This window comes from Kaistia terrae (genome assembly GCF_026344005.1).
Lineage (GTDB): Bacteria > Pseudomonadota > Alphaproteobacteria > Rhizobiales > Kaistiaceae > Kaistia > Kaistia terrae.
Genome location: NZ_JAPKNH010000012.1, coordinates 1 through 12876, shown reverse-complemented (window position 1 = coordinate 12876; position 12876 = coordinate 1). Strand labels below are relative to the sequence as shown.

Here is a 12876-nt window from a genome sequence, read left to right as displayed (position 1 = left end):
ATCAGTGTGCGATCGCGGCGAGCGGCGCGGCGCTCTCTCCGGCGGTCTCGCCACCGACCACGCCGCCTTCGAAAAGGGCTTTGATCCCCGCTTCGTCATATCCAAGTTCCGCGAGGATCTCGGCCGTCTGGGCGCCCAGATTCTGCGGCGGCAGCCGCACCTCCGGCACCTCGCCGTCGTAGCGGACCGGATGGGTCACCAGCGTGATCGGCGAGCCGGTTGCGCCGGGGACGGTGACGAAATTGCCGTTGTGAATGACCTGCGGGTCGTCGGCGAGCTTGGTGTAGTCGTTGACTTCCGAATGCCAGATGCCGTGCTCGGCCAGGATGACGGTCCACTCCGCCGTGGTCCGCTTCTTCAGCGCCCGGGCGATGCTGGCCGCCGCTTCCTGCCGACGCTCATAGGCCTGTGTATTCGGAATGCGCTCGGCCTCGGGAATCTCGATCGCCGTGGCGATCGCCTCGAGCGTGCCGAGCGAGATCGCGACAAAGCTGTCGCTCGTCGAATAGATGCCGTAGGGCGCACCATAGTACCAGCCGGAGATCCGCCCGGTCTGGCGAACGTCGTCATCGCGCGCGCCGTTCATGAAGCAGACCAGCGATTCCATCTGCAGGTCGAGCGCCGCGTTGAGCAGGCTGACGTCGACCCGGCCGCCCTCGCCCGAGCGCTCGCGGCGGAAGAGCGCAGCCAGAATGCCGGCAGCGAACAGCGCCGCGCCATGATGATCGACCACCGAGACGCCGACACCGCGCGGCCCGTCCTCCTGCGTGCCGGTGATCGCGGCGAGGCCCGACATCGCCTGCACGATCAGGTCCTGGCCCGGCCGCTTGGCATAGGGACCATCCGGCCCGAAGCCGGAGGCGGCGGCATAGATGATGCCCGGATTGACCTTGCGGATATCCTCGAAGCCGAGACCGAGCTTGGCCATCACGCCGGGGCGGTAGTTCTCCGCCACGACGTCGGCGCTCTCGACGAGCTTCTTTGCGACCGCCAGCCCTTCCGGGCTCTTGAGGTCGAGCGCCAGGCTGCGCTTGTTCCGATTGCCGGTCAGCTGCAGCATGGTCTGGCCGTCCAGGAAGCGGTTGGCGCCGCCCCATTTGCGCTGGAACGCCCCTTCGACAGGCTCAATGGCGATGACGTCCGCACCGAGATCCGCCAGGAACTGAATGCCGACCGGACCCATCAGGAAATGGTTGAAGCTGATGATCCGGATACCCTCGAGATGGCGCACTGTTCCTCCAACGAAATCCGTTTATGAAAGCGATTTCAGAAAGGCTATCGCAAGTATTGAGGCTTGGCAATGGGGCAGTGCAAGCGCCCTGTTCACGGCGGCGGCAGGGACTATACCGACCGCATTCCCCAAGGCATTGCTCATATTTTCAGCGATCCACAAGACCACATGCGGCACCATGCCGGCGAAAGACCCCCATTGCACCGCGCACAAAAAGGCGATAGCATTCGGAAATGTAAGCGTTTTCATTTTGATCTTGAGGAGGATGAAGGGGAGCCGCTTTCCTGCCATGCGAGGCGGCCCTGCCGGCATCGCGGCGATCCATCCCCTTGAAACGGCTCGCCATTCCAGCCGCCGGGGAACCAATGACAAGCCCGGCCAGTGCCTAGCGCGGACCGGCGACGCAATGCCCGAGGAGGAACCAGGGGTGACGGATTTCTATCTGAAGGTAGGCGACGCGGTGACGCTCGAGCGCGAGGTCAGCGAAGCCGTCGTCAACGCCTTCGCCGAGGTCAGCGGCGACCATTCGCCCAACCATGTCGACGAGACCGCAATGTCGGGCTCGGCCTATGAGGGCCGCATCGCCCATGGCGCGCTGATCGTCGCCTTCATGTCGGCCTGCTCCACCAAGATCGTCGAGCAGGTGCCGAATGTACGCGCCACCGAGACGCCCGTCTCGCTCGGCTACGACCGGATCCGCTTCCTGAAGCCCGTCTTCATCGGCGACACGGTCAGCCTGCGCTACGCGGTGCGCGAGATCGATCCCGAGCGGCGCCGGGCCCGCTCCGAGATCTCCGTCACCAACCAGCGCGACGAGACCGTATGCGTCGGTGAGCACATCCTGAAATGGGTGAGCTGACCTTCGGTCCGGGCGCCAACGCTGCGCCGGGCCCATCCAACAAGAATATCTGGGAGGACAGCCATGTATGATTTCATCGTCGTGGGCGGCGGATCCGCCGGCTCGGCGCTCGCGACCCGACTGTCGGAGGATCCGGACGCCAAGGTGCTGCTGCTCGAAGCCGGCCCGCGCGACTGGAACCCCTACATCCACATGCCGGTCGGCTTCTACAAGACGACCAAGGGGCCTCTGACCTGGCGCTACGAGCTGGCGCCGCAGCAGCACCAGGGCGGCATCACCCCGCTTTATCCGCAGGCCCGCGTGCTCGGCGGCGGTTCGTCGATCAACGCCCAGGTCTATATTCGCGGCAATGCCGAGGACTATGACAATTGGGAAGAGATGGGCTGCGCCGGCTGGGCCTATCGCGACGTCCTGCCCTATTTCCGGCGCGCCGAGAGCAACGAGAAATATTCGGCGCCCTATCACGGTATTGACGGCCCGCTCAGCGTCGTCGACCAGCGCCATCCCCACAAGCTCAGCAAGGCGTTCGTGCAGGCCTGCCAGGAATACGGCATGCCCTACAATGCCGACTTCAACGGCGCGACCCAGCCCGGCACCGGCCTCTACCAGACCACCAACCGCGACGGTCGTCGCTGCAGCGCCGCCGTCGCCTATCTGCGCTCGGCCAGCAACCGGCCGAACCTGACGGTGCGCACCGGCGTGCTGGCGAAGCGGATCGTGATCGAGAACAACCGCGCCGTCGGCGTCGAACTGATCAAGGGCAACGGCACGGTGATCGAGCGCGCCTCGCGCGAGGTGATTGTCTCGGCCGGCGCGATCGGCTCACCCAAGCTGCTGATGCTGTCGGGCGTCGGCCCGTCGGCGCATCTGAAGAGCCACGGCATCCGCACGCTGGTCGACCTGCCCGGCGTCGGCGAGAACCTGCACGACCATCTCGACGTGTTCATGATGTACAACGTCAAGAACGTCGACAGCTACGATGTCTACAAGAAGACGACCCGCAAGATCATGCCGGCGATCCAGTATGCGCTGTTCCGCAACGGCCCGATCGCCGGGACGATCGTCGAGGGCGGCGCCTTCTGCAAGAGCGACCCGAGCCTCGACGCGCCCGACCTGCAGTATCACTTCCTGCCCGGCACCGGCGTCGAGGAGGTCAACGACACCGACGCCACCGTCACCGGCAATGGCTGCACGCTGAACGGCTACTTCATGCATCCGCGGGCGCGTGGCGCCGTGACGCTGCGCAGCAGCGATCCGCGCGTCGCGCCCTCGATCGACCCCAACTTCCTCGGCGACCCCTACGACGTCGAGCGCACGATCGACTGCGTCAAGGTCGGGCAGGACATCATGGCGCAACCCGCCATGTCCCGCTTCGCCACCGACGAGTTCATGCCGGGACCAAAATGCCGTAGCCGCGCCGAATACGAAGCCTATATCCGGGATCGGGCGCGCTCGGGCTATCACCCGGTCGGCACCTGCAAGATGGGCCACGACGACATGGCCGTCGTCGATACCGAATTGCGGGTGCATGGCGTCGATGGACTGCGCGTCGCCGACGCCTCGATCATGCCGCGGCTGGTGTCGGGCAACACCAACGCTCCCAGCATCATGATCGGGGAGCGCGCTTCCGATTTCATCCGCGGCAACCGCATCGCCATGGGTGCCGCATCGCTTGAGCGGGCCGGATGAACCAACCGCCCGCCTCCCTCATTGTTCGAACAGCCTGCATCGAAGGATTGAAGCCATGAACCACATCTTCACGACGCGAGACTACGCCCACCACGTGGCCGGCGACGGGAGCGCCTCCGGCTCGATGATCGACCGCGTTTCGCCCGGCTCCGGCCGCCTCGTCGCCCGCTTCGCGCAGGGCACGGCCGAGGACGCCGCCGCAGCGATCGCCCAGGCGCGCGACGCCTTCGACAACGGTCCCTGGCCCAACAAGACCGGCATGGAGCGCGCCGCCGTGTTGCGCCGCTGGGCCGACCTGATCGAGGAAAACCTCGAACGCCTCGCCCGCATCGAGGTCGACGAGGTCGGCAAGCCGATCCGCCAGGCGCGCGGCGATCTCGGCAATGTCGTGTCGCTGACCCATTTCGCCGCCGGCCTCGCCATGCAGGTCCATGGCGAGACCTACTCCAATCTCGGCCCGCACAAGGCCGGCTGGATCCACCGCGAGCCGGTCGGCGTCGTCGGCATGATCATCCCGTGGAATTTCCCGGCCCTGATCTTCGCCCAGAAGGTGCCGTTCGCGCTTGCCGCCGGCTGCACCGTGGTGGTGAAGCCGTCCGAGTTCACCTCCGGCACGGCGCTGGAGCTGGCGCGTCTCGGCACGGAGGCCGGCATCCCCGAGGGCGTGCTGTCGGTCGTCACCGGCTATGGCGACCCGGTCGGTGAAACCCTGGTCAAGAGCCCGGACGTCGACTTCGTCTCCTTCACCGGCTCGACCGCAATCGGCCGCCGCATCCTCGCCAACTCGGCCGAGACGCTGAAGCGCGTCTCGCTCGAACTCGGCGGCAAGTCGGCCAACATCGTGTTCGCCGACGCCGATCTCGAGGACGCCATCGACGGCTCGCTCTACGGCATCTTCTACAATCAGGGCGAATGCTGCTGCTCGGCCACCCGGCTTCTGGTCGACGAAAAGATCGCCGACGATTTCGTCGCGCGTCTCGTGGCGCGGGCCAAGTCGCTCAAGCTCGGCGACATCCATGCCGATGATTCCGATGTCGGCGCGATGATCAGCGACAAGCACTTCGACAAGGTCTGCTCGTATCTGAGCAAGGGCAAGGCCGAGGGCGCCATTGTGCTTCTGGGCGGCGAGGCCGCCAAGCAGGACGCCGGCCTGTTCGTCCAGCCGACGATCTTCGACCATGTAACCAGCGACATGACGATCTTCCGCGAGGAGATCTTCGGGCCGGTGCTGTCGATCATCCGCTTCAAGGACCAGGACGAGGCCGTCCGCCTCGCCAACGACACCATCTACGGTCTCGCCAGCACGATCTGGACCAAGAATTTCGATACCGCCCACCAGATCACGCCGAAGCTGCGCAGCGGCTCGGTCTGGATCAACACCACCATCGACGGTTCGCCGCAGATGCCCTTCGGCGGCTACAAGGCCTCGGGCTTCGGCCGCGAAATGGGCCAGGCCGGTCTCGACGAATTCACCAACATCAAGACGGTGTTCGCCCATCTCGGCAAGCGCCAGCCCTACTACGCCGCCAAGGGCTGACCGAAGGACGGACGACAACTGCCGTTCAGCGTTTCACCGGAATGCTGAACGGCCCTCCAAACCGATCAAAGGACACTTTCCGGGGCCACATCCCTCCCCCTCCCGCTTGATACTGGCCCCAAAACTTGCGGGCGTTGCGAACCCCTTCGCAACGCCCGCTTTTTTGTGCCCATCGCGTGGAGGGATCGGAGCCCGGCCGCGCCGGGCTCCTCATGGATGGCTCTACAGGTCGCCCAGTCGCGCGCGGAAAAAGCCGCCCTCGGCGTGGCGATCGAGCAGGATATTGTGCTCGAAGGCGGGATCGCGCTCGGGGTGATCCTCGCGGTAGTGGCTGCCGCGGCTCTCGGGCCGGGCGAGCGCGGCCAGCGCCATCAGTTCGCCGACCTCGATCAGGTTTGCGAGTTCCAGCGCCTGCACCGTCTCGGCCGGCGTGTCGATCCGCGTCTCGTTCGCGAGGCTGTGACGGATATCGGCGCATTCGGCGCGGAAGGCCTTGAGACCCTTCTCGCCCCGCAGGATCAGCAGATGGCGATTGGCCGCGTCCTGCAATTTCGCACGAAGCTCGGGCAGTTCCCGTGTCGAAGACCCGTTCGCGCCCTTCGGCACGGCGCCGTGCCCTTCGAGCGCGTCGGCCAGCGGGCGGTGGTCGATCTCGCGGGCGCGCGCCGCCGCCGCCCGACCAGCACGGCCGCCGAACACCTGGCAGGTCACCGACATGTTGCCGCCGAGCCGGTCGGCGCCATGCGGTCCCGCCGCGACCTCGCCGGCCGCGAACAGGCCCTTGATGTTCGATTGCGCGTCCTCGTCGATCCGCAGCCCGCCATTGATCGCATGGGCCGAGCAGGTGATCTCGACCTTGTCCTTGCGCAGGTCGGTGCCGCGCTCCTTGTACCAGTCATAGGTCAGCGGCCACATCTTGGCGACGCTGCGGCTCTGGTCGGCAAGAATCGCGTCGAGATCGTCATGGATGAAGTCGAGAAGCAGGCCGCCCTTGTCGGTGCCCCGCCCCTCGTTGATCGCCTTCTGGATCGATATCTCGATGAAGCGCGAGATGTCGCTGGACGAGAACGGAAAATGTCGCTGCTTCTCGTGGATGACAGCGTCGAGCGCCAAGCCCTCGGGCAGGTAGTCGGTGATGAACGGCTTGCCGTCCCGGTCGGTCAGGTTGGGACGGGCATCCCAGAGGTAATTGCCGAACAGGTTGACGAAAGGATCGATGATCGAGACGCCGGCCTGCATGAACTCCATGTTGACCAGATGCGCACCGGCGCGATGCGCCATGGCATAGCCGTCGCCGGTGATGTCGGACGGATACAGGTTGGTCCGGAAAAGCTGGCTGGCGCCGCCGGTGGTCAGGATCGTCGCCTTGGCGCGGATGACGACCAGCTTGCCTGCCGCATCGACCGCGACCGCGCCGAGGCATTCGCCGTCGCGCACGATCAGGTCCTTGATCATCAGCCGGTCCATGGCCGAGAGACCGCGCCTTGTCGCCTCTGAACCCAGCGCCTTCACGATCGGCTTGAAGTGGTCCTTGATCACATGCGAGCGCGGCTTCGACGAGAAGCAGGCCTTGAAGGTCAGATAGGGCTCGCCGGCTTCCGGGCCGACGCGCTCGAAATGGACGCCGTACCCTTCGAGGTAACGCAGCGCGTCTTCGGCTTCGCCGGCAAGGATCGCCGAGAGACGCGGATCGGACATGCCCTGGCCTGCGGTCAGGATGTCGTTCAGGAACACGTCGGGGCTGTCGGCGGCATCGCCGGCGCCGTCCGGCACGTTGAAGGCGCCGACCTCGGCCACGGAGTGGAATGTCGCGCCGCTGCGGCGGAATTCGCCCTTGATGGCGACCGTGACCTCGGCGCCGCCCTCCTGCGCCTCCAGCGCTGCCCGAAGCGCCGCGCCACCGCTGCCTATGACGAGAACGTCGGTCCTGATCTCACGCATGTCCTGCGGCATGTCCGTCCTTTCACGACCGACACGCGTTCCGATGTCGGCTTCTGGCTATGGAAAAGAAAAAGGGCGCGCTCCGGAGAAATGAAAGCGCTTTCATATTTCTCTATAGCCAATTTTGCCGCGTCCAACAATCTTCCTGCCGGGGCGCACCTCAACCTTTTGCGGTGGCAACTCACACCGGGTTGAGGATGAAGTCCGCGCAGCGGTCGCCGAGCATCATGGCCGGGGCATTTGTGTTGCCGGCATTGATGTTCGGTACCGCCGACATGTCGCAAACCCTGAGATTGTCGACGCCGCGAACCCGCATGCGGGAATCCAGCACCGCCATCGGATCGCCATCCGCGCCCATCTTGCAGGTGCCGGCCGGGTGATAGTTGGTCTTGACGAAGCGCTTACAGTGGGTGCGGATTGCCGCGTCGTCCGGATTGGCCACGGCAGGCAGCGCCACCCGCTCGATCCGCCTGGCGAGCGGGTCGGTGCTAAAGGCGCGCAGGAAGAAGCGCTGGCCCGCCATCATCTGGCGCATGTCGTCCTCATCCTTCAGAAGATTGGGCGAGACGAGCGGCATGGCGGCGGGATCGGCCGAGCGCAGCTTGACGAAGCCGCGCGATTTCGGCTTCACGACGACCGTGGTGATGGTCAGGCCGTAGGTGTCCTTCATCGACTTGCGGGTGTCCCGATCAAGATAGACGATCGGCACGCAGAAGGCCTGGATGGTCGGCGGCGCTTCGGGATCGTCCGGATTGACGAAGGCCCCGGCCTCGACGCCGGCCGAGGTGATCGGCCCGCTGCCAAAAAGCTTGAACTGAATGCCGTTCTTCAGCATCCGCCAGCCATTGCCCTGGTTGAAATAGCCGTATTTGCCATTGGTCGTGCCGGTGATCGGCACTTCCGGATGGTCGATCAGATTGGCGCCGACGCCCGGCAGGTCGACGACGCAGTCGATGCCATGCTCGGCCAGATGCGCGGCCGGGCCGATGCCCGACAGCATCAGCAGCTTGGGGCTGACCAGCGCGCCGGAGCTGACAATGACTTCGCCCTTCGCATGCACGACATGTTCGACCCCATCCTTGCGATAGACGACGCCGACGGCGGCGTCGTTCTCGATCAGGATGCGCGACACTTCGGCGTTCAGCCGAACCGTCAGGCGCGGATCGTCCTTCAACGGCTCGATGAAGGCATAGGCGGCGCTGCTGCGCTTTCCGCTGCGGTTCATGAACTGGTAGAAGCCGACGCCGCGCTGCGACAGGCCGTTGAAATCAGGATTGAAGGGCTCGTCCAACGCCTGCACGGCCTGGACGAACCAGCGCGACAATTCGTTGATATGGCCGGGGTCGGAAACCAGCAGCGGACCGTCCGCGCCATGCGCGTCGTTGTTCAGCCGATTGTTGCCTTCCATGCCCCGGAAGTGCTTGAGCACAGCATTCCAGCTCCAGTCGGCGCCGTCATTGTTGCCGCGCAGAATCTGGTCCCAATCGTCATAGTCCGACGCGCGGCCGCGAATATAGACCTGCGCGTTCACCGACGAACCGCCGCCCAGCACATTGCCCTGCGGGATATCGTGCTCGCGGCCGTCCAGATGCTCCTGCGGCACGGTCGTGTGGTATTTCATGTATTTGCTGCCGTTGATCATCTTGAAGATGCCAGGCGGCATGTCGAGCAGCGGGTGGTGGTGTGAATGCCCGGCCTCGAGCAGCAGGACGCGAAAGTTGCCCTTGGTCACCAATTGCGCGGCGGCGACGCAGCCGGATGATCCGCCCCCGACGACGATGTAGTCAAACTCCTCCCGAGCCACTGCTGAAATCCTCCCTGATTTCTTTTTGTTAGAATGTGCCCCGAACGGTTTCCCATGCCTCGCCCAGATGGGAGAGCAGCGCTTTTTCGGCTGCCTCGGGATCACGATCGATGATCGCGTCGAAGATGGCCTTGTGGCCCGCGTAATAGATGAGGTTCTGCTCGACCGAGCGGTTCATGCTCTGCCAGTGCTCGAACAGCCAGCTGACGAAGGCACGGTGCACCGCCGGAAACACCGGATTGCCGGGGATCGCATAGAAAACGGCATGAAAGGCGACGTCGGTATTGTCGAACTCGACCGGATCGTGGATGGCGGCGTGGTTGCGCTCCAGCGCCTCACGCAGCGCGACGATGTCGTCCTTGCGGGCGTGTAGCGCCGCGTGGCGCACCAGCGATGCCTCCAGGAAAATGCGGACGTCATAGAGCGTCTTGACGCCGTTGTTCTGCTTCAGCAGGTGCATGACGACGCCGCCGACCGCCGAGAAGGCCGCGTCATAGCCGGGGCTGCGCACGATCGGCCGATAACGCGGCTTGCTTTCCAGCAGGCCGCGCGTCGTCAGCGTCGCGATCGCCTCGCGCACGACGGTGCGGCTGATGCCGAAGCGCCCCATCAGGTCGCGTTCGGGCGGCAGCGGGCTGCCGTTCGCCAGCTTTCCCGTGACGATGTCCTGCTCGATCTCTGCCACCATGGCATCGGCGGCGCGGTGCTCGCTCATGCGGGGAGCCGGCTCATCCGGCAGCTTGGCGTTCGACATCGATCTTCATCCGGGCGGAAATTTATTGATTGCAGCAATCCATCAAACGCCGGCGAAGATCAAGCATGAGCCGATATGGACGGACCAAAATAATTTGATATCGGCACGAATCGGCCAAATACCTCGATTTTTAAAATCGGTTTGACTCAGTTTTGGTTCCGTGGTCCAAGTTTTACAAAGTTTGGTCGTACCAAAAATAATATTGGAGGAAGCGATGCTCGACAAGTTCAAGGCCGCGGCGATGGCGGGAACGCCGTCGCATTTCGGCATGTTCATCGATGGCGCGTGGCTTCCCGAGGCAAAGGCAGATCGCGTCGAGGTCGAGAACCCCGCCACTGGCGAGGTCGTCGCTACGGTCCCGGGCGGCTCCGCCGATCATGCCCAGGCAGCGCTTGATGCCGCCAGCAAGGCGCAGCCCGGCTGGGCCGCGACCCCGGCGCCGGAACGAGGCAGACTGGTCGGGCTGCTCGCCGACGCGGTTCGCGACAATCGCGAGCTGCTGGCGCATGTCGTCGTCGCCGAGCAGGGCAAGCCCCTCAACCAGGCGACCGGAGAGATCGGCGCAACCGAGGTGTTCCTGCGCTATGCGGCCGAGAGCGCGCGCCGGATCGAGGGCGACATCATGCCGTCCGACGCCGCCAGCGAGGAAATCTGGATCCGCCGCGTTCCCTATGGCGTCGTGGTCGGCCTGACCGCCTGGAACTATCCGGCGGCGCTGACAGCGCGAAAACTCGGCCCGGCGCTGGTGGCCGGCAACAGCTTCGTCCTGAAGGCGCATGAGTTCACGCCGCTCTCGGGCCTCGCCATTGCTGCGCTCGCAGAAAAAGTCGGCATTCCCGCCGGTGTCTTCAACGTCGTGACGGGAACCGGACGTTCGGTCGGCCAGGCGCTGGTCGAAAGCCCGGATTCCGATCTCGTGACGATGACCGGCAGCACGCGGGCGGGTCGCGAGATCTATGCCTCGGGTGCCGCGCGCATCAAGCCGATCCGGCTGGAGCTCGGGGGCAAGGCGCCTTTCATCGTCATGGAGGACGCCGATATCGACCGCGCGGTCGAGAGCGCCATCACCGCCCGCTACACCAATTGCGGCCAGATCTGCACCTGCAACGAGCGCATGTATCTCCACCGCGCCATCGCGGAGGAATTCATCCAGAAGTTCATCGCCCGCAGCAAGGCGCTGGTGGTCGGCGATCCGCTCTCCAATCCGGATATCGGACCCAAGATCAGCGGTCCCGAAGTCGACAAGATCGTCGATATCGTCGCCCGCAGCACCGAGGCCGGCGCCGAAGTCCTGCTGGAAGGCGGCAGGCTCACCGAGGGCGCCTATGCGAGAGGCAACTGGTATGCACCGACCGTCTTGCTCGCCAAGGACAACGCCGTCCCTGCCATGCGCGAGGAGATCTTCGGGCCCGTCGTGCCGATCGTCATCGTCGATGACTTCGAGGAGGCGCTCGCGCTCGCCAATGATTCCGAGTTCGGCCTCTCCGCCTATGTCTACACGGGCAACCTGAAGCGGTTGATGCGGCTGACCGAAGGTCTGAACTTCGGGGAGATCTATTTCAACCGCACCAATGGCGAACTGGTGCAGGGCTTCCATAGCGGCTGGGGGCAATCCGGCATCGGCGGCGAAGACGGCCGCTACGGCCTCGACGGCTATTTCCAGAAGAAGACGATGTACGTCAACTGGAGCTGATGCGGCCGGGGAAACGGCAGCAAACCCCTCCCATACTCGACAACAAGAACCGCCAGGGCCAGGAAACCATGACCAGCCGACAGACCATTCGCGATATCCAGGCGCGCGTTTTCCGCGTTCCGCTCGAAGAGCCGATGCAAGACGCCAAGCACGGCCTGCAGACTTACTTCGAGCTGGTGACGGCGGAGATCACGACCTCGGACGGACAGTCGGGCATTGGCTACACCTACACGATCGGCACCGGCGGCCATGCCACCAAGGCGATGATCGACCATGATCTCGCGCCGATGCTGGTCGGCCATGACCCGGACGAGATCGACACGCTCTATGACGAGATGCAGTCGCGCCTGCATTATGTCGGGCGCGGCGGCATTGCTTCCTTCGCCATCTCGGCGATCGACATCGCGCTGTGGGATCTGCGCGGCAAGGTGCGGAACCTGCCGCTCTGGAAGATGGCGGGCGGCGCCGGCAAGACGCCGCTGACCTATCGCGGCGGCGTCGATTTGAACTATCCGCTGGAAAAGCTGGTCGAGAGCGTCGGCGGCTATATCGACCAGGGCTTTACCGCCGTGAAAATCAAGGTCGGCAAGGCCGACCTGGCCGAGGACGTTGCGCGCCTGCGCGCCGTGCGCCAGCGCATCGGCGCCTCGAACAAGCTGATGGTCGACGGTAATTTTGGCTATGACCTCGACCGTGCGATCGCGGCCGGAAGGGCCTTCGAGCCGTTCGATCTCGTCTGGTTCGAGGAGCCGATGGAGCCGGATGATTTCGCCGGCTATGGAGCGCTCGCCAAGGCGACGACGGTGCCGCTGGCGATGGGCGAAAACCTGCATACGCTGCAGGAGTTCAAGCACGCCTTCGAGCATTCGTCGCTGTCCTACATCCAGCCCGATGCCTCCAATTGCGGCGGCGTCACCGGCTTCCTGCGCGCGGCAAAGCTTGCCGAGGCGAAGAACATTCCGGTCTGCAGCCACGGCATGCAGGAGTTGCATGTGAGCCTGGTGCCGGCCGTGCCGAATGCCGGCTGGCTCGAGGTCCACGCCTTCCAGATCGACCGCTACACCCACCGTCCGCTGGTGGTCGAGAACGGCCGCGCGGTGGCGCCCGACGAACCGGGCTGTGGCGTGCGCTTCGACTGGGCTCGCCTGGAAGAGGCCGACCGCGCCTGACGCGTAAAGGCGGGAGAGATCGCGCCCGGCGGCAGACATGCGCACTGAGACTGTCTCAATCAGCCGCCGGAGTGCCGCTAACTCGGCAGTGACGTCAGGGTCTGAACCGGACCGGCGCGGTGATGGTCTTTTTGACGCCCGGCGGTGGTGGCGGCACGGGGGAGGCTCGGCGCAGGAGGGACAGCACTTCCTGGTCCAG

11 protein-coding genes are annotated in these 12876 nt (G+C 64.9%); 5 read left to right on the top strand and 6 right to left on the bottom strand.

The window, feature by feature from the left end:
* Position 1: 1 nt before the first annotated feature.
* Entirely contained in the window at positions 2–1231 is a 1230-nt protein-coding gene (locus tag OSH12_RS22750; protein WP_266345925.1) for a CaiB/BaiF CoA transferase family protein, read from the bottom strand.
* Positions 1232–1252: 21 nt separating this feature from the next.
* Positions 1253–1522: a hypothetical protein gene (locus OSH12_RS22745; RefSeq protein ID WP_266345924.1), complete on the bottom strand. Its 270-nt coding sequence runs from the start codon at positions 1520–1522 to the stop codon at positions 1253–1255.
* 136 nt (positions 1523–1658) lie between these two features.
* Here OSH12_RS22745 and OSH12_RS22740 point away from each other — a divergent pair, with 136 nt between their 5' ends.
* The 3 genes from OSH12_RS22740 (at position 1659) to OSH12_RS22730 (ending at position 5316) form a co-directional block, all read left to right on the top strand.
* Positions 1659–2090: a MaoC family dehydratase gene (locus OSH12_RS22740; protein WP_266345923.1), complete on the top strand. Its 432-nt coding sequence runs from the start codon at positions 1659–1661 to the stop codon at positions 2088–2090.
* A 63-nt stretch (positions 2091–2153) separates the two neighbouring features.
* Positions 2154–3779, top strand: coding sequence for a GMC family oxidoreductase (locus OSH12_RS22735; protein ID WP_266345922.1), 1626 nt, complete (start codon positions 2154–2156; stop codon positions 3777–3779).
* Between the two features lie 55 nt (positions 3780–3834).
* Complete coding sequence (locus tag OSH12_RS22730; protein WP_266345921.1) at positions 3835–5316, top strand: aldehyde dehydrogenase family protein; 1482 nt, start codon at positions 3835–3837, stop codon at positions 5314–5316.
* A 222-nt stretch (positions 5317–5538) separates the two neighbouring features.
* Here the strand turns inward: OSH12_RS22730 and OSH12_RS22725 are convergent, their stop codons facing one another.
* From OSH12_RS22725 to OSH12_RS22715, 3 genes are all read right to left on the bottom strand, one after another.
* The gene (locus OSH12_RS22725) at positions 5539–7257 is read right to left on the bottom strand and encodes an FAD-binding protein (RefSeq protein WP_266345920.1); all 1719 of its coding nucleotides are present in this window, start codon (positions 7255–7257) and stop codon (positions 5539–5541) included.
* A 181-nt stretch (positions 7258–7438) separates the two neighbouring features.
* Positions 7439–9061, bottom strand: coding sequence for a GMC family oxidoreductase (locus tag OSH12_RS22720; RefSeq protein WP_266345919.1), 1623 nt, complete (start codon positions 9059–9061; stop codon positions 7439–7441).
* 28 nt (positions 9062–9089) lie between these two features.
* Positions 9090–9815, bottom strand: coding sequence for an FCD domain-containing protein (locus tag OSH12_RS22715; protein WP_266345918.1), 726 nt, complete (start codon positions 9813–9815; stop codon positions 9090–9092).
* Between the two features lie 214 nt (positions 9816–10029).
* Here OSH12_RS22715 and OSH12_RS22710 point away from each other — a divergent pair, with 214 nt between their 5' ends.
* A complete protein-coding gene (locus OSH12_RS22710; protein ID WP_266345917.1) occupies positions 10030–11508 on the top strand; it encodes an aldehyde dehydrogenase family protein in 1479 nt (492 codons plus the stop codon).
* 68 nt (positions 11509–11576) lie between these two features.
* Positions 11577–12677 carry a mandelate racemase/muconate lactonizing enzyme family protein gene (locus OSH12_RS22705; RefSeq protein WP_266345916.1) on the top strand — a complete coding sequence of 367 codons (1101 nt, stop codon included), beginning with the start codon at positions 11577–11579 and terminating at the stop codon, positions 12675–12677.
* A 94-nt stretch (positions 12678–12771) separates the two neighbouring features.
* On the opposite strand, the gene OSH12_RS22700 is transcribed toward OSH12_RS22705, so the two are convergent.
* The gene (locus OSH12_RS22700; protein ID WP_407660766.1) at positions 12772–12864 is read right to left on the bottom strand and encodes a hypothetical protein; all 93 of its coding nucleotides are present in this window, start codon (positions 12862–12864) and stop codon (positions 12772–12774) included.
* Positions 12865–12876 lie beyond the last annotated feature (12 nt).